Below are 16607 nucleotides of genomic sequence, written 5' to 3'. Positions count from 1 at the left end.
CTCGCGATGCAGCCTGGTGAACTCGTTCCACAATGCCATCCTCGCAGCGAGCATCGCGCCAATCACCGTTTCCAGGGTCACGTGCCCCGCTGTCAATTCCCGAATGCGCGCTTCAAACCGTCCACGGCTCACTTCGCCGACCTTCAGCCCATAGCCACGCAAAATCCCGCGGATGCTGAGTTCGACGTCGAGAAGCTTGCCTTGCAGAAGCTTGCGCCCAATGAGAAGGGCGCGGGTGTCCTTGCAAGGCACCGATTTCGCGTGAACCGGACGGTACCAGCCCATCCGCAGCAACTGAGCGATCCCGCGGGCATCCTTCCGGTCGGTCTTGACGGTCATGGCTGAGAGTGCTGCTTTCACATGCCGTGTCTCGAGCAAAACCGCATCGCGTCCGCCGGCCACAAGCCCGGCATGCAGCCACTGCGACAATGGCCCTGCCTCGAGCCCAATGCGGCTGACAGGTAATTCCAGCTCGTCGAAATAGCCAATAAGCACCTCAGGCTCGCTGGCGACCTTGACCTCGCGGACGACCTTGCCAGTCCCGTCAACAACGCAGATGCTGCTCTCTTTCAAAGACACGTCGATCCCCGCATAATAGTCCATGGCTGTTCCTCACTTGATGCCTGGAGCCGATCATTCGGACTCCGTTTCAACATCATCATTCTGAGGGACAGCCACCTAACTTGGCTAGCCTCGCGAAGGCCGGCCCATTACGGCATCTAGACTGAAACGTCCGACGGGCTCGAATGCCCGAGGGACAGTGCGGGCGAGCATTCCACCAACCTTGCTGATAGTTGTTTCGGACCACAGCAAGGCGGCGCGCCGACCCAAGATCAGCCGAGCGCCGGTCTCGTCGTCGGCCTTGATCAGGGTCCGACGCAGCGCGTGGTCGATATTGGCTAAGCCGCGATCGCGGGCCCCGGGGCGAAGCTGCAGAGCACTCAGGTCTGTGCCCGCGCCACGACTTGGTTGCCGGGGAAGAAAGGCAGCGGCGAGCGGTCATTGGTCGCCTCGCCGATTTCCTCGATCGCGAGCGTAGGAAAGTGTGCGCGGTCGAACACCTCGTGCTGGGCGACCCTTATCCCTTCGGATACCGCAAATTCGGGCCCGATCTCGTTGTTATCCGATTTCGCCACGATGAAGCGATAACTTTCTCCCCGCTCGAGTTGCACGAAACGCCATGTGTCTTGCTGTGCGCCTGTGAACCGCCGGCGGTAGAAGATGCGGCCTTCTTGCTGCCCGGCGTTCAGCGCCTGCACGTGCAGTGATCGAATATCGCCATGCCAGTCGAACACTTTGAACTGCGAAATCCCGGCCGGCAGCGTACTCACTCTCGGGCGCCGTCGGCGCTCGGGCAGGATCCTGACGTTCGACGGCCGCTTGCACTTCAGGCAGCGTCCCTGCAAGTCGAGCGCCTCAACCGTCGCATTCAGGCCGAATCGGCGAACGAGCAGTGTACCGCACCCACGACAATAGGTGTTGGTCCATTCGGAACCAAACACATTGCCGAGATAGACCTGGTCGACACCTGCCGCGATGGCGATTTCGCGCGCCCTCACAAGACGGGGAATCGACGTGCGGGTGGTGTTGCGCAGCTTGTAGTCTGGGTGAAAGCGGACAAAATGCAGCGGCACAGTTGGCTTCAACTCGCGCAGTACCCAATCCGCAACCTTGGCGGCAGTGCCCTCGTCATCGCTGATATCGGTGATCATCAGCGTGCTCACTTCGACATGCTTGCCGGCCAGGAGCACCTGCTTGGTCGCCTCGAGCACCGGCTCAAGCCAGCCCGTCGTGTACTTCTTGTAATAGTGCGGGTCGATGGATTTGATCGAAATCGAGAAGATATCCATGTGGGGGAGGAGTTCCTCGACCCCTTCGGGAGAAATGAAAAACGCCGACTTATAGAGGTTGATCAACCCTGCCTTGCGGCCGAGAGCCGCGGTATCGCAGACGAATTCGTGCCAGACGACGGGATCGTTGTAGGTCCATGACAGAACTCTTATCCCATGACGAAGGGCCGTTTCGACGACCTGCTCCGGCGTGTAGTGATAGACGTGCCGGTCATCCACGTAGCGAGCCTGGGACGTCTTCCAGTTGTGGCAGTAAACACAATTGAGCATGCAGCCGATGTTTCCCAGCGAAAGGATCGGCTCGCCGGGCGCAAAATGGTTCACGGCCTCCGTCTCGATAGTCTCCTCGGTCAGGTGGACGCTCTTCCCATAATTCATCGTGACAAGGCGGCCGCCACGGTTGCCGCGCACGCCGCAAAAGCCGTTCCGACCTTCCTTGATGCAGCACTGGCGCGGTGAGAGATGACAACGAACCATTCCGTTGGTCAGGCGTTCCTCAAGCCGAGCCGCTCGCCATGCCTGCCGCCATTCCTGTGTTTTGACGATCTTTTCGCCGTCTGCCATCCGGTCGTCGTCTCCAGCCCGGTCATCAAGGTTGATCGACATCTCCGCATCTCCTCGTGGGATTGACCACCGCTCGCGTCGTCAGGATGTCGTATTGCTCCGGCCAGTGAAATCGACTGGACGTTCCATAGACTGGCAAGTGTACCAGCCGTGGGTGGTACCTTTGGTACATTGCAGACCCATCTGCTTTGCAGGAAAATTATCAAGGAGATCTGCACGCGGTTTCCGCATCGGGAGAAAATCCGTGTCTGTCCACGCTTCTGATCTGCGATCATCGCCACCATGTCGCTCCGACACCCCTGGTCCTGACGTCGGTCTCGCCCCCGACGCCGGATCGGCGGTGCCGGTTAGCCGGACGGCAGGATGTGACGGCCTCGCGTCCTTGCTTCCGTACTCTATCGAGTGGAGAGAGGGGAGGGACTACCGCGTGATCGACGGCGGGGAGCAGGAGGATCTTCTATTCCTGTCCGGCAACAATCGTCTCCTGCGCATCTCTAAGGATCTGGGTCGGCGTCTGCAGGGCGGCCTGTGTTGCCTAACCGTCGAGGAGGCCGAGGAGTGGAATGAGCTCGCCGCGGCCGGTGTCGTGTCGACCGAGAACGAAATGCGTAGCCGCTCGGCCACGTTCATGGATGGAGCCAACCTGGCTATCAACATCAATCTGACCGCTTTCTGTAATCTCGGCTGCACCTACTGCTTCGCGGAGGGCGGCGACTACGGGCGGATCAAGGGCAAGCTCGAAAGCAACACCGTCGCCGATATCATCGCCTTTATCGAGGCGAACGTCACCCGAAGCCGGACCGTGCGGCTGGAGTTCTTCGGCGGGGAGCCACTGCTGAACTTTGCCCGTATTCGGGAGCTTTGCGAAGGCGCAGAGCAGCTCCAATATCGTACAGGCATCCGCTTCATCTGCCGTATTTCAACCAATCTGACCGTACTGCCAGCCGGCGTCGTCGAGCTGTTTGCGCGCCACCGCTTCATCGTGTCCGTATCGACCGATGGCGATGCAGCGACACATGATCAAAACCGTCCGACCAAAGGCGGCAGAGGCTCCTGGGCCAGAATCATCGACAACTGCCACAAGGTCCGCGCGGCGAGCGATGACATCACGCTAGTGGCACGCATGACTGTCGTGGGCGGCCGTACTGCGCTGCCTGACAATGTCCGTGCGCTCTGGAAGCTCAACCTTTTCGATTACTTTCAGATCTACCCCGGTGTGGTTCCGGCTGCGCGCAGCGCCGTGCTGGATGTGGGCGCCAAAGCTGAAGATGGCCCTGCAAAGACGATGTCGAATGCGTTTCTAACTCAGCTGGTCGATCTGGTCCGCGCATATCCGAGCTTGTTCCAGGTCGGCAATCGTTTCAAGGGCGTTCTCGAGTATGAGCGCATCGCCGACATGATCCTTGAGGGGAAGACGGCGCTCAGCTTCTGCTCTGGCGGTCGAAACTACTTCACATTTTCGCCCGACCATTCGATCATGCCGTGCCACCGCCTAGTCGGCGATCCCTCATTCCAGGTCGGGACCAGTTCAGCGGGCCTTTCCGGCAAAGGGTTGGCGTCCTGGCGGTTGCCAATCGACGAGTATCCGGTCTGCTCGCAGTGCTGGGTTCGCTATATCTGCGCGGGCGGCTGCAAGCAGGAAAACTTCCAGGCGACCGGCGATCTCAACGTGCCGAGTCCTGAGGGCTGCGCCTACCAGATGCAGCTCGTGGAGAACATCGTAACCATGCTGTCGCGGCAGCCACCGGGCTACCATGAGCGCGACCGCGCGCCGCTTGACGACCTATTTGTGTCTTGCGGACGGCCGATGGTCTTGAACCTGCGTGCACAGGGCGCCGAGGCGACGGTGTCGACTCATCACTTCCATCGCGTATGACCGGGAGCCCACCACGACGGGGCAGCAACAATGACGCAGCGGGATTACGTACGACGCAACATTCATACTTACCCCTTCAAATACTCGTACTTGGACCCTGAGCACTACTTTGCCAAGGACCGTGCGGTCATTTACATCCACATCCCGTTCTGCAACACTAAGTGCCATTTCTGCGATTACGTCGTCTACGTCAACACGAACGAAGACCTGCGCGAAAGTTATGTGCAAGCCTTGTGCAACGAGATTGCCTCGTTCGTGCAGAACCGCACTTTCCCGGCCTTTTCGATCGACGCCGTCTATATCGGCGGCGGCACGCCCGGCGTGCTGACCGCGTCTCAGCTGGTACGGATCATGGATACGGTACGCGCCAACTTCGACGTCGCTTGCAACTGCGAAGTCGCAGTCGAGTTCGATCCCGGGACGGTGCAGGCCGACAAGCTGGCTGCACTGCGCGACGCTGGCTTCACGCGTATGAGCATTGGCGTGCAGTCGTTTGATGAAAAGATCCTGACGCAGAACAACCGGCCGCATAATCTGAATGACTGCTTCCGCGCCTGGGAAGTCATCAGCCGCGCCGGCTTCGCGCACACCAATATCGATTTGATTTATCCTCTGATCGGCCTCGATCTGCCGACCTGGAAGGACTCGCTGCGGCAGGCGATCGACATGAACCCCACCTGCATCACCGCCTATCCACTCGAGATCTGGCCGAAGACCGCATACCACCAATGGCTGGTCGTCAATAAGTCCGAGCACCTTCCCGCGGTCGGACTGGAAGTCAGCATGTGCCGCGTTGCTCTCGATGCGCTGGAAGATGCCGGCTTCCGCCGCTTCAGTACGACCGGCTATTTCGACCCGCGACGCTGTGACACTTATTCGCGCTATCTCGAATACTACTGGCGTACGTGGCCACTGATCGGCTTTGGCGTATCATCCAAGAACGTGATCAACGACCGCCTGTACACGAACGTGCGCTCCATTGGTGAGTATCTGCGCCGCGTCCAGGCCGGGAACTCGCTGATGGATTTCGCCACGCGGCTGACCAAGGAGCAGGAGATGCGGCGTGTCATGATCCGCGGCCTCAAGATGTGCGAAGTCTCAAAGCCCTCATTCCTGGAACGCTTTGGCGTTTCAACGGAAATGGTGTTCCCGCGGGAAATCGCAGCTCTGGTGGACCGCGGCCTCGTCGAGGACACGCCGGCAAGCGTGCGAATAACGCGGGAAGGTCAGGTGTTCTCCAGCAACGTTTTCGAGGCCTTCTACACAAGCGATGATCTTCGTCCGCCTAACCAGGGCGAGGTTCAATTCGGCTTGTCCGAACTGGTCCTCTCCTGAACGGGGGCCGAGCTAGTCCAACCCATACGGGTTCCAGCTGCATGTTGCACGAGCTCTACGACCGATCGCGTATGATCGATCTTCCCGGCGGCGCCTTATGTTACGTCCGCATGGGCAAGGGACCGGCCGTCGTATTGGTCCACGGTATTCCACTTTCACTCGCGACTTGGCGGCACAATCTCACCTCGCTCGCTGACAATGCCACTGTCGTCGCGTTTGACCTGCGTGGATTTGGCCGCTCCGAAAAGCCGAGCGGGGATTACAGCGTGCGTGCCCATGCGCGCGTGCTCGGCCAGTTACTCGACGCCTTGTGCATACCGTCCGCGGCCCTGGTCGGCAGCTCTTATGGATGTGCGGCGGCGCTACAATTCGCACGCGACTGCCCGGATCGGGTGCAGCGTCTAGTGCTGATCAACAGCGTGGGCTACCCAGCGACCAGTCATTCGATCGAGCGGTTTTTGAGAATCGGTGCTGTCGCCTGGATGATGCAGTTAGCGTTGAGCCATGACGTGGTTTCGCGTGCGCTGTTCGCGTACCGGCTGCGGCGCTCCTACGCCTCTTCGGAAACCATCCCGCCGGACGGTGTCGACGGCTATTACAGCCTTTTCCGGAGAGCGGACGGCGTTGCAAGCTTCCTGGCTACCTTGCGGCAATTTGACGAGGCGGCGGTTGCAAGGCTGCTGCCGGATGTGCAGGCCGATTCGCTGATCCTTTGGGGTGACCAGGACCGAGTGCTGCCGGTGTGGCTTGCCAAACGAATACAGGCCGCGCTCCCCCGCGCTTACGTCGAAATCCTGCCGGGGTGCGGACACCTGCCGCATGAGGAAGCACCGGCGCGCGTCAATGCGCTGATTGCCGCCTTCCTAAACTCCGAGCGGTCGCTGCGCCGGGCGGCGGCGGACTGAATTCGATTGAGAAGGTCACACCAATGCTGATGTATGGCTGGATGAAGTGGGTCGAGATCGCGCCGCAGCGCTACGATTGGGCGGTCACGGTGATGACTTTCGGCCGACTGGACCACATCAAGGAGCGCATTGCCAACGAGGTTCGGGCGGGCGACCACGTGCTCGATATCGGGTGTGGCACCGGCACGCTCGCGGTGCGCTGTCTGCGCAAGAGCGCCTACGTCACCGGGATCGATTCGTCGAAATACATGATCGAGCAGACACAGCGGCATGCGAGTGAAGCTGGCCTCGCGGATCGCCTGGTGGTAGTGCAGGACAGTGTCACGCAGCTGCGCAAGCACTTCGGCGATGGCAGCTTTGATTTGATCGTCTCGACCATGGTGCTCGGCGAGTTCCCTCGCGAATATCTCAGCTATGTTATGCGCGATTGCCGTGCGCTGCTGCGCCCAGGTGGCCGTCTGATCATTGCCGACGAAGTCCTCCCCGACCGCCTGCTAACGCGGATATTCTACGCGATCGGGCTAGGCCTGCTGTGGATACCGAATTTTCTGCTGCTGCGACGGCCGCTATTTCCGATCGCTGATCTGCCCGGCGTGATCCGCGCGGGCGGCTTCCAGATCAAAAGCATCGAATCCTGGGCAGCGAGCTCATTCAAAATGGTGAGCGCGGAAAGCCCGATCCTCGACGCGGCAACCCCGGGTATGGTGCCATGATGACCAGAATTAAGGATCTCGGCTGGGAACTATTCCACATCTTCTTCCGCCACTTCAACTTCCCCTGCAAGCTCGGCCTGATCAATGTCGGGACCCCTGGGGAAAATTCGCCGGTCTTTCTCAGCGGCAACTACACGCTCACCGTTCAGCGGGTGCTGCGCAAGCTGCGTGGCATCGATTGCTACCTCCTCGTTGCCAATTCACGCGGCTCCAATGTCTGGTGCGCTGCCGGCATGAACGAGTTCAGCGAATACGACGTGATCGACGCCATCAACGTCGCTAACCTGGGCAATCTCGTGAAGCATCGCCGCATCATTGCCCCGGTCTATTCAGCGCCGGGGGTCGACATCAGCGCTGTCAAGCGCGAGACCGGCTTCAACATCAAATGGGGACCGACTCATCTCGACGACCTGCCTCGCTTCATCGCCGCCGGATTCAAACGTACCAATGACATGTTTCAGGTGAAGTTCGGACTGCAGGATCGACTGGAGCAGGCCGTCAGTACCGCTTGGTGCTACACCATGACCATCGCCCTCATAGGGCTAGTATGGCCGATATTCTTCTTCACCGTGAGCGGCCTCATCTTTTTCGTCTACTTGTTCGGATTCACCCTCTATCCCCTGTTCCCGGAAGAAAGACACTGGCGGCGGACGCTGACCATCACAGCGCTTTTGACCACCGCGATGGCGCTATGGGCCTTGTGGAGCGGCTGGGCAACCGCGGACTTCCTGCTGTGGGAAGGCGTCCTCGTCGCCGTGTGCCTGCTGATGGCGATGGATTGCTGCGGCAGCACCCCGTTGCACAAGAGCACTATCAAACATTGGCTGCTCAATGGCGACTACAACAGCCACTTCAGCCCGGTGATCGATCCGAGCCTGTGCATCAATTGCGTCCAGTGTATCTTGGTCTGCCCGTGCGACGTGTTCGCCGCCCGCCGCGACGCCGAGAACACGGTCGTGGTGGTTAAGCCGGATCGCTGTGAAGAATGCCTGGCCTGCTTCAAGCAGTGTCCCACCGATGCCATCTTCAACCGCAGCGGCGAGGTCAAAGGAGACGTCAAGAGCATCCCTAATCTGGAGGTCCTCGCCGCGCGCGACTGGTCGCATCTGAAATCGGAGGACCGCTGGATCGGTGCGGCGACAGGGCTGCGCGGCGGACTTCCAATTGTTTTAGAGGGTCGGACCACTAACGCGCCCACTGTGCCGCCGCGGCGAGCCGCCTCCGAATCGGCTGCCACCTCGCTGATAGAAATCGGACAATGACAAGGCGCACATTCACCGACAGTCATCTGGTCGAGTGGGCGGGGCTCACCTTCGAGGTCGTGGCGGGGCGTGACGTTAACCGGCGCGCGCAACTCGATAGTCTCAGGGAGGAGGTGCTCCGGGTTGCGGCAGTGTCGCGCGGATGGGACGATCCGGGCAGCATCGCGCACTTCCGCCGCACTTTCAAGATCGGCCCCATGTATGAGGCGAGCGGCCTCATGCTCGTCTATAAGAATGACGAACTCGTCGGGCTCGCCGGCACGGTGAACGACTGGACGGTCGGCTCGGGCTCGGTTGTGCACTTATGCAGTCTCGGGCTGTTACCCCAGGTGCAACGACGCGGACTGCTGCAGGTCTTCATGAGCCTTTTGTGGATCGCGAGCCTGCAACGTCCGGGCACCGCGGCGGACCTTGCCCGTGGCGCGCTCTACACAACGGCGATCACCCAAAGCCCTTACATCGTGGGATTCATGCAGCAGGTGGCAGACATCTTTCCGTCACCCACGCGGATCCACCCGCGGCCCGATGAGATCGACGTGGCACGCGCAGTGATCGCGCGCTTTGATCCGGACGTATCGTTCGACGCGGCGACCTTCGTGCTGCGCAACGAGTGCGAATTCCGTTACCGCCGGATGCCCCTGAGTCTGGACCGGCGGATCACGCGCATGTGCGCCGAGCGGCTCCGCTACGAGCAGGGCGACGTCTTCGTGGTGGTCGGAGCAGTGAATGCGGAGCGGCTTGGACGCTTCCTCGAACGGCAGAAGCGCGAGTTTCAGGAGCCGCTTGGTGCGTTGCTGGCGAAAGTGTGCTCCGGCACGAGCGACTGCACAACCAATCCGCTGCGGCAGGAGCAGGTAAACGATGTCAACGTTTGAAATCGACGACGATGCGCACTCCGCGACACCGCTCGTGCAGGAATTGAAGTCGGCTCGAGCCGACGAGCTCGGCGACATGGCGGTCGATCTGCTGCGCGAGTTCATACGCATCCCAAGCGTCAATGACCCGGAGCGGCTTAGCTCCGAGGCCCGGCAGACGAAACCGTGGGAAGCTGGGCGCGAGGCGGAAGCGGCAGCATGGATCGTCGCTCGACTGTGCGTCGAAGGAATCGAGGCCGAGGCACTCGAAGCGGCGCCAGGCCGGGTGAACGTCGTGGCCCGCTTGTATGGGCGCGGGCGTGGCCAGGCGGTCACGTTGCTTAGTCACAGCGACGTGGTCCCAGCGACGCGCAGCACCTGGAGCTACGATCCGTTCGGCGGCGAGGTGCACGACGGCTATATCTATGGACGCGGTGCGCTCGACTTGAAGGGGCTTTGCGTCGTCCAGATGCTGACACTGATCCAATTGCGGCGGGCTCGTATCCCGCTGGAACGCGATGTCGTCCTGCTGGTAGTGGCCGACGAGGAGACCGGTGGCCGGTTCGGTGCAGAATGGATCCTCGCTCAACGCCCCGATCTCCTCGATAGCGACGTCGTGCTTGGCGAAGGCGCGTACTCCGTCTCCGGTTTCCTGCCGAACGGAGAGATCGTTCACGCGATTGCGGTGGGAGAGAAAGGCTACCTCGAACTCGAATTGCTCGTCGAAGCATCCGGCGGCCACGGCAGCATCCCGGCCCCCGACAACGCGCCTCGACGGCTCGTCGCGGCGCTCGATCGCATCCTCTCCATGGGGTTGCCGCTGCGGCTCACACCGGTCACGCGGGCATTGTTGCGTCGCTTGGCGGGCGGCGCGCCAGGACTGCACGGACGCCTGCTTGCTAGTCCGGCGCTGCTGCGGTGGTTCGGATCGGGCGTGATCAAGCGAAGCGCGCTACTCAACGCCATGGTGTGCGATACCTTGGCGGCCACGGTGCTGGAAGCCGGGGATGCACACAACGCCCTTCCGGCTCAGGCGCGTGCGGTTCTCAGCATCCGGGTCATGCCCGAGTCGAACGTTGACGCCCTGGAAGCGAGGATCAATGGGATCGCCCGTCGGTTTGGTGTCCATACCCGGCGTGTGATGCAGAAGGCAGCCAACCGGTCGCCCCTCGAATCGGCCGCTATCGCGACGATCGAACGGGTGCTCGCGGAAGGTCAGGACGGCGCGGTCGTGGTACCGTTGCTTTCACCGGCAGCCAGCGATTGCCGCTTCTTCCGTGCACGTGGCATTCCGAGCTTCGGCTGGATACCATTCGTGATTCCGAGCTCCGATTTGAACCGAGTGCACGGCGCCGACGAGCGCGTTTCCATCGCAGCGCTCAAGCAGGGAGTTGTCGATCACTGCGCGGTGGTCTCGCAACTCGCGACCTCGGCGCAGGTGAACGGAGGCAAGGCATGAATCAGATCCCACACATCGCCGGCACGTCCGGCAGCGACGATTACACCGAGAGCTTCAGCCGCAACATCGGAATTCTTACCGCAGCCGAACAGAACAAGCTTGCCCGAACGATCGTGGCTATTGCGGGTCTCGGCGGCGTCGGCGGTAATGTCCTGATGCTGCTGGCCCGCATGGGCATCGGCCGATTTCGGCTGGCGGAGTTCGATCGTTTCGAGCGTGTAAACATCAACCGCCAGCCCGGGGCGACGTCGGACACCATCGGCGAGCTCAAGTGCGAGGTGCTCCTTCGGCAGGTGAAGGCCATCAACCCGTCCGCGGAGATCGAGCTGTTTCCTCAGGGCTTCACGCCGGACGTTGCCGCTGAGCTGCTCGACGGGGTCGACATTGCGGTGGACGCGATCGATTTCTACGCGATCGACGCCCATCTTGGCTTCCACCGCGAGGCGCGCCGACGCGGTCTCTATATCCTGATGGGATCGGCGGTCGGCTTCAGCGGTTGCCTGCAGGTGTTTGATCCCAACGGTATGGACATCGAGAACTATTGCGGCATCGAGCCGTCGATGAGCACGCTGGAGAAACAGCTACGATATGCGTGTGGTATCGTTCCAGAACTGCTGCACATCGAGTATTTCGACGTCTCGCGCGGTACGTCGAACACGGACGTTCTCAAGAACACAGGCCCCTCGCTCGCCGTGGCGTGCTCCCTCGGCGCGACACTCGTCGCAACCGAAGTCGTGCTCATCGTCCTTGCGCGCCGTCGTCCGCTCAGCATTCCTCACACCTGCCAGTTCGATCCCTACACTCGCCGTTACGCCTATACCCATGTCCCAGGCGGGATGCGACACTTCGACCCGCGGCCGGCGATTGCGCGAATCCCGGACAAGTCATCGTTCGTGCCGCGGGTGCTCGAGTTTCTGTATCGCGACCAGATGGCCGAGCGGGCGTCCGTGAATGGTGCGGAATTGCGAGTCAAGGTCGAAGGCAGCGGCCCGCCTGTGCTGCTGATCAGCCCGCTTGGGGCAGATTCAAGCTTCTGGTTACGGCAGGTCCCCGCCCTCACGCCCCACTTTCAGGTCATTACCTTCGGCAGTCGCGGAGCCGCGGAAAGCTCGCCCGCGACCGAGTCATGCTCGACCGAGCTTCTGGCCGAGGATGCAATCACGCTCCTCGAGCACCTCCGTGTCTCGCGCACGCACATCGTCGGGCTCGCTCTGGGATCCCTCGTCGCGCAAAGGATCGCGTGGCGGCGGCCCGATCTCGTTGATCGTCTCGTACTCGCTGCAGGCTATGTCCGTCCCGACGCACACATCGAGGCGACCACGCGGAGCTGGCGCGAGGTGGCCGCCGACCGGGGCATGGAGGACCTCTTCGACACTTGCCTGGAGTGGTTGTTCTCTGCCGCCTATTTGGCGAGCAGAGATCGAGAGATCGACAAACTCAAGGCAATCTATCGACTGACGCATCAGGACGTGACCAGTTTCTGCGGCCAGAGCCTCGCTGGCGTTCGCCATGACGCCGGCGCCTGGATCGGCCAGATCTCCTGCCCAACCCTGATCGTGCACGGTGCGGACGATCGCCTGGTGGTTCCCAGCCATGCCCAGCTCTTGGCGAGCAGCATTTCCGGTGCGCAGCTTGCGCTGATTGATGGCGCTCCTCACTTCCTGTCATGGGAGTACGCGCCCCGGCTCAACGACGAGATTATCGGCTTTCTTCAGGCATAAGCGACGATGCCCAAGGGTGGAGCACACTATGACCACAACCGAGTCTAACATTGTGGTGATTGAGCCGCATTTCGCGCTGCTGCGCTATCTGCAGGTGGCGCAGCGTCAGTACCGCACGCTCGTTCTCACCCATAACGGCTCCGCAATTCGCGAAGCCGAACGAAAGTACAACGAAAATTCCTGGGTTGCGCGTGACAAATCGGCAATCGATGTCGTTGTCGAGTATGATTCTGCGGATGTCGCGTCCATGGTCAGGGCGCTGCGACCGTTCGACGGCAAGATCGCCGGTGTTATCGCGGGCGACGACGCCTTCGTGCCGCTCGCGGAGCAGGTCGGTTATGCTCTTGGGTTCGACTACGCCCGGCCTGCCGATGCCGAATGCCACCACGTGAAGACCGCGATGAAGCGGCGACTGGTCGAATGCGGCGTTTCCACACCAGCTTTCGGGGTGGCGCGCGACTATGTGTCGGCGCTGCAGCTCTGGGAGAAATTCGGCCGGGATAGCATGGTCAAAATGGTCGATCTCTCGGCGAGCTTCAACATCTTCCGGGCGCGCACTGAGAACGAGCTCCGTGATGCCTATGACACGATCGTTCACAACCGACGGTTCGTCAAGGTGCCGTTCGCGCTCGCCACCGAGGTCATCATCGAGGAGTTCGTCGCTGGTCGGGAGATCACCGCCGAAGGCTACATCCAGCACGATCGCATCGAGATCCTGAACTACAGCCATAAGATTACCGAGAACAATTTCATTGTGGTTGGCCACTACATTCCAGCTCAGGTCGGTCCGGCAGAGGAAGTCGCCATGACCGGCGCCGTCAGACAGTGCGTGGCCGCGCTCGGCCTGCGCAACTCGGTGTTCCATATCGAGATGCATCTGCGCGACGGCAAGCCCTACATCATAGAATGCGCGGCACGTCCGCCCGGGCAGCATACGGTCGACTTGATCACCCAGTGCTACGGTCACGATCTCATGGACATCAGCCTGAACCTCGCCGTTGGTCGCCGCGTCGAAGCTCAGCGGCGGCTGCCCCGGGGCCATTTCGGCATTTTTGCTCTCTACTCGCGGCGCTCGGGGAAGCTCGTGCGATTTGAGGGGCTCGACGAGCTCAAGGCGCGTGGCGGGGTCATGCATCTCAAGGTTGCCGTTTCGCCCGGCAGCCATGTCAATGCCCTTGAGACGTTCCGCGAGAAATTGGGCCTGGTCATGCTGCACGACGAAACAGCGGAAGAGCTCCGTCGCAAGGCCGAGTGGTTGCGCGAGAACGTGAAGGAGGTCGTCGAGCCCGGAGCCGCGCAACGCAAGGCGCACATCCATACAGCGGCCAGCGACTCGGTGGACGACCTACTTGAGCGCTCCCCGCACCTGAGCGTTCCCCGCCATGCCATAATTCGGCAGATGGAAGATCAGGGCGTTCCAGGTCATGAAGGGTTGAATCAGCGCCCCCACGATGACGACAAACATTAGCGTCGCGATGCCGACTGGTCCATGGGTCGCAAGGGCCACAGCGACAAAGGCGGTTTCGAACATCATTTTCGCGGCGATAAACGGCCATCTCAACTTTTGCACGAAGGTGATCGCCAGGAGGTCCATGTTGCGAATTCCGAAGCCACTCATGATGATGAGCGCGGACGCATAGGCGTCGACGACGAGGCCTCCGACGGCGAGAATCCAGGAATTGCCCACCAAGTTGGAGAGCCGCTCGATACGGACGTAGTTCCACAGATCGACCATGAACCCTACAATCACCATCGTGCAGAACACGGACGCAAGGGTGAGAATCGGAAATGATCTATTCCAAATGCACCAGCAGAGCAGTGACACGACGACGAGTTCGATGACGCCGATCTTCGCGTAGGGAAAGTCGAGGGTATTTACGATTCCAATAATCATCGCATGAAGCGGGTCGGTGCCGAGGTGCGAGTCGATGAAAAGCTTGACGCCGATCGAGAACAGGCAGCAGCCTAGGAACCAAAGCGACAGGCGCCCTCGAGGGTTCGTCATCGGCACGTTTGGCATAAAGAGGTCTCCGCGTGAATGCGCGCTTTCGGCCGGTATTCCGAACAAGGTTGTGGCCGCACGGTCGTAGGGATTTGAGCCAGCCTCCGAGCGGAATTGCGCGACACGGCTCACCATCAACACGGTGGTGGTGGACGCGTCATGATCGCGTGGGAGCGTTATAGTTTCAACGGTCCGGATGTACTATCTGATCTGGTATTGCCAATCGCTCCCCGAGCCAAACGCCGAGTTATGGTCGAGATGCGACGAGGCTACCTCGGCAAACGGCGCAGTCTCCCAGGTGCATGGCAGTCGAAATGAGTCGGACGCCGAACTGTCAGAGCAATGCCACTACTTGGTGCCTTAGTTCCTTGGTACGGCTGCGTGCGACGGATCAGCGGGCCACACAACATACAGTCTTGCAGGCATTGACGAACTTCTGCTGAACGGTTACCAACGTACCAACTTCATTCTGCCGCTGCCACGTAAGGCATTCGGCGCGGAGCGGAGCCGGCACCCCGCAGGCTCAAGGGGCTCCGGTTGCCAGCGTCGTCGCGGCGTGAGGACAAACGATTGCGGAGTCCGGAGGTCACGCCCGAGATGGCCATACCAGCGAAAGATTCGCTCACGGTGGAGCGCGTGCAGACCGGCGTACGCGTTGAGAAGCGGCTCCTGAAGGTCTTGAAGGCACTGGCAGAATACCATGACATCAGCCTGGGTGATTTGCTCGAAGGTATCGTCCTGCATGTATTTGAAGGTCACCTGCCGTTCGATGCGGACATGCAGAGGCGAATAAGCGAACTGAAGCAGCTGTATAGGCTCGATTTGGAAGCCAGCTTGAGCCACCATTACATCGAAAAGGCCGAAGGCAAGGAGAAGAAGGCAGATTCGTCGGTCGGCGCGGCGCGGTCGCGGCCAACTGAGAAAGCGGTCCGCAAGAAGCGCTGAACGACTATCATGGACTAGGTGTTTAGTCCCAAGCTTTGATGGTGCATTCTTGTCGCACGATTCGAAGGATGCGCTATGGGACGGGTTTTACACGGCTGCGCCACCACGACGGAGGCAGTCCGTCGAGCAATACAAAATAGTCAAGAGAGCCTGAGAACACTCGCCAAGCGCTACGGGATCAACCAGAAGACTGTCGCGAAGTGGAAGCAGCGCGAGACCGTCGTCGATCGTTCGACTGGTCCCAAGGAAGCCAAGTCGACTGTCCTTTCCATCGAGGAGGAGCCGATCATCGTCGCTTTCCGGCGGCACACGCTGCTGCCACTCGACGATTGCCTCTATGCGCTGCAGCCGACCATCCCGCATCTGACGCGATCATCCCAGCATCGCTGCCTCCAGCGCCACGGCATTAGCCGATTGCCGGAGATCGAAGGTGGCAAGCCCACGAAGAAGAAAGTTTAAGGCTTATCCGATCGGCTATTTACACATCGACATCTGTTTGGAATTCATCGGAAGTTTGTCACCGCGGCAACCAAATTGATCCCGGAAGCGAAGCTTTGATTGGTCTTGTCGGCGCATAGAGCAATGCGTTTGAACTCCTTGAGCTTGCCGAAGAAGTTCTCGATCAGGTGCCTCTATTCGCACATCCCCTTGTCGATGGTGAAAGGCTTTGCGCGGCGCGTGTGCTGGGAGATAACGACCTCCGCACCGTGTGCACCGAACTCGGCGATAATGGCGTTGCTGTCGAATGCCTTGTCAGCGGCCAACGTGTCGAAGGCCAGGTCCCAACGAGCGGCGGCAGGCCCACCGAAGCGTAACCGGCATGAGCTCCCACGTCTGCAGTGATCAACGCGTGCGAGCATAGCGGGTCGGCATCCAGTACTGGCGCATGGCCTCGACGACGTCCGGAATGTCGGTATGAGCGTTGCGCAGGAATTCCTCAGTCTCGCGGCCTTTCCTTGGTGGTCCAAGCAGTGGACGGCCTTGATCGTCGACGCAATGCAGCAGGATGGGCAGGAGCAAGCCGTGGTGTATGTTGCTGATGTCGAGCAGCGGGGCCCAGGCCGATAGTCTCAGCCGCATGGCGGCATGGAATCCCAGGCACCACGGCCGCGCATCGACGT

General features: G+C 60.6%; 13 protein-coding genes and 1 pseudogene. 11 read left to right on the top strand and 3 right to left on the bottom strand.

Annotated features, from left to right (window positions below; genetic code table 11):
- The coding region (locus K288_RS0139230) for a transposase (RefSeq protein WP_043161903.1) at nucleotides 1-603 on the bottom strand (603 nt) is incomplete at its 3' end.
- Between the two features lie 338 nt (nucleotides 604-941).
- Nucleotides 942-2456, bottom strand: coding sequence for an AmmeMemoRadiSam system radical SAM enzyme (amrS, locus tag K288_RS48060; protein ID WP_244443421.1), 1515 nt, complete (start codon nucleotides 2454-2456; stop codon nucleotides 942-944).
- Between the two features lie 385 nt (nucleotides 2457-2841).
- On the opposite strand from amrS, the gene K288_RS0139220 reads away from it, so the two are divergent.
- The 11 genes and pseudogenes from K288_RS0139220 to K288_RS48030 form a co-directional block, all read left to right on the top strand.
- Nucleotides 2842-4290, top strand: coding sequence for a radical SAM protein (locus tag K288_RS0139220; RefSeq protein ID WP_027584361.1), 1449 nt, complete (start codon nucleotides 2842-2844; stop codon nucleotides 4288-4290).
- A 30-nt stretch (nucleotides 4291-4320) separates the two neighbouring features.
- Nucleotides 4321-5625, top strand: coding sequence for a radical SAM family heme chaperone HemW (gene hemW / locus K288_RS0139215; RefSeq protein WP_084800052.1), 1305 nt, complete (start codon nucleotides 4321-4323; stop codon nucleotides 5623-5625).
- Nucleotides 5626-5696: 71 nt separating this feature from the next.
- On the top strand, nucleotides 5697-6530 hold the full coding sequence (locus K288_RS0139210; protein WP_027584359.1) for an alpha/beta fold hydrolase: 834 nt from the start codon (nucleotides 5697-5699) through the stop codon (nucleotides 6528-6530).
- A gap of 23 nt (nucleotides 6531-6553) precedes the next feature.
- Nucleotides 6554-7243: a corrinoid protein-associated methyltransferase CpaM gene (cpaM, locus tag K288_RS49975; RefSeq protein ID WP_051334990.1), complete on the top strand. Its 690-nt coding sequence runs from the start codon at nucleotides 6554-6556 to the stop codon at nucleotides 7241-7243.
- Nucleotides 7240-8505, top strand: a complete 1266-nt coding sequence (locus K288_RS49970; RefSeq protein WP_051334989.1) for an HgcAB-like fusion protein — start codon at nucleotides 7240-7242, stop codon at nucleotides 8503-8505. The genes cpaM and K288_RS49970 overlap by 4 nt, the downstream gene beginning before the upstream one ends.
- Nucleotides 8502-9380 (top strand): hypothetical protein, encoded by an 879-nt coding sequence (locus K288_RS0139195; protein ID WP_027584358.1) that lies wholly within the window; start codon nucleotides 8502-8504, stop codon nucleotides 9378-9380. The genes K288_RS49970 and K288_RS0139195 overlap by 4 nt, the downstream gene beginning before the upstream one ends.
- Nucleotides 9367-10818 carry a M20/M25/M40 family metallo-hydrolase gene (locus tag K288_RS0139190; RefSeq protein WP_027584357.1) on the top strand — a complete coding sequence of 484 codons (1452 nt, stop codon included), beginning with the start codon at nucleotides 9367-9369 and terminating at the stop codon, nucleotides 10816-10818. The genes K288_RS0139195 and K288_RS0139190 overlap by 14 nt, the downstream gene beginning before the upstream one ends.
- Nucleotides 10815-12539, top strand: coding sequence for an alpha/beta fold hydrolase (locus K288_RS49965; RefSeq protein ID WP_051334988.1), 1725 nt, complete (start codon nucleotides 10815-10817; stop codon nucleotides 12537-12539). Before K288_RS0139190 ends, K288_RS49965 begins: the two co-directional genes overlap by 4 nt.
- Nucleotides 12463-14007: an ATP-grasp domain-containing protein gene (locus K288_RS0139180; RefSeq protein ID WP_084800050.1), complete on the top strand. Its 1545-nt coding sequence runs from the start codon at nucleotides 12463-12465 to the stop codon at nucleotides 14005-14007. Before K288_RS49965 ends, K288_RS0139180 begins: the two co-directional genes overlap by 77 nt.
- Nucleotides 14008-15138: 1131 nt before the next feature.
- Nucleotides 15139-15486 (top strand): hypothetical protein, encoded by a 348-nt coding sequence (locus tag K288_RS48035; protein ID WP_064737398.1) that lies wholly within the window; start codon nucleotides 15139-15141, stop codon nucleotides 15484-15486.
- Nucleotides 15487-15561: 75 nt separating this feature from the next.
- Nucleotides 15562-15979, top strand: a pseudogene (locus K288_RS48030) (IS481 family transposase); the annotation flags it as partial.
- Nucleotides 15980-16329: 350 nt separating this feature from the next.
- Here the strand turns inward: K288_RS48030 and K288_RS48020 are convergent.
- Nucleotides 16330-16607, bottom strand: a 278-nt coding sequence (locus K288_RS48020) for a UPF0149 family protein (protein WP_043161900.1), incomplete at its 5' end; no start/stop codon positions are given.

It is taken from the genome of Bradyrhizobium sp. Ai1a-2, assembly GCF_000426245.1.
Lineage (GTDB): Bacteria > Pseudomonadota > Alphaproteobacteria > Rhizobiales > Xanthobacteraceae > Bradyrhizobium.
The sequence above is the reverse complement of the archived record's forward strand: the minus strand, read 5'-3'. Positions and strand labels throughout refer to the sequence as shown.

Bases quoted from the DNA above. Each gene is read 5' to 3' on its own strand.
- amrS (WP_244443421.1), bottom strand. From the start codon at position 2,456: ATGTCGATCAACCTTGATGACCGGGCTGGAGACGACGACCGGATGGCA.
- hemW (WP_084800052.1), top strand. From the start codon at position 4,321: ATGACGCAGCGGGATTACGTACGACGCAACATTCATACTTACCCCTTC.
- K288_RS0139210 (WP_027584359.1), top strand. From the start codon at position 5,697: ATGATCGATCTTCCCGGCGGCGCCTTATGTTACGTCCGCATGGGCAAG.
- cpaM (WP_051334990.1), top strand. From the start codon at position 6,554: ATGCTGATGTATGGCTGGATGAAGTGGGTCGAGATCGCGCCGCAGCGC.
- K288_RS49970 (WP_051334989.1), top strand. From the start codon at position 7,240: ATGATGACCAGAATTAAGGATCTCGGCTGGGAACTATTCCACATCTTC.
- K288_RS0139195 (WP_027584358.1), top strand. From the start codon at position 8,502: ATGACAAGGCGCACATTCACCGACAGTCATCTGGTCGAGTGGGCGGGG.
- K288_RS0139190 (WP_027584357.1), top strand. From the start codon at position 9,367: ATGTCAACGTTTGAAATCGACGACGATGCGCACTCCGCGACACCGCTC.
- K288_RS49965 (WP_051334988.1), top strand. From the start codon at position 10,815: ATGAATCAGATCCCACACATCGCCGGCACGTCCGGCAGCGACGATTAC.
- K288_RS0139180 (WP_084800050.1), top strand. From the start codon at position 12,463: ATGGCGCTCCTCACTTCCTGTCATGGGAGTACGCGCCCCGGCTCAACG.
- K288_RS48035 (WP_064737398.1), top strand. From the start codon at position 15,139: ATGGCCATACCAGCGAAAGATTCGCTCACGGTGGAGCGCGTGCAGACC.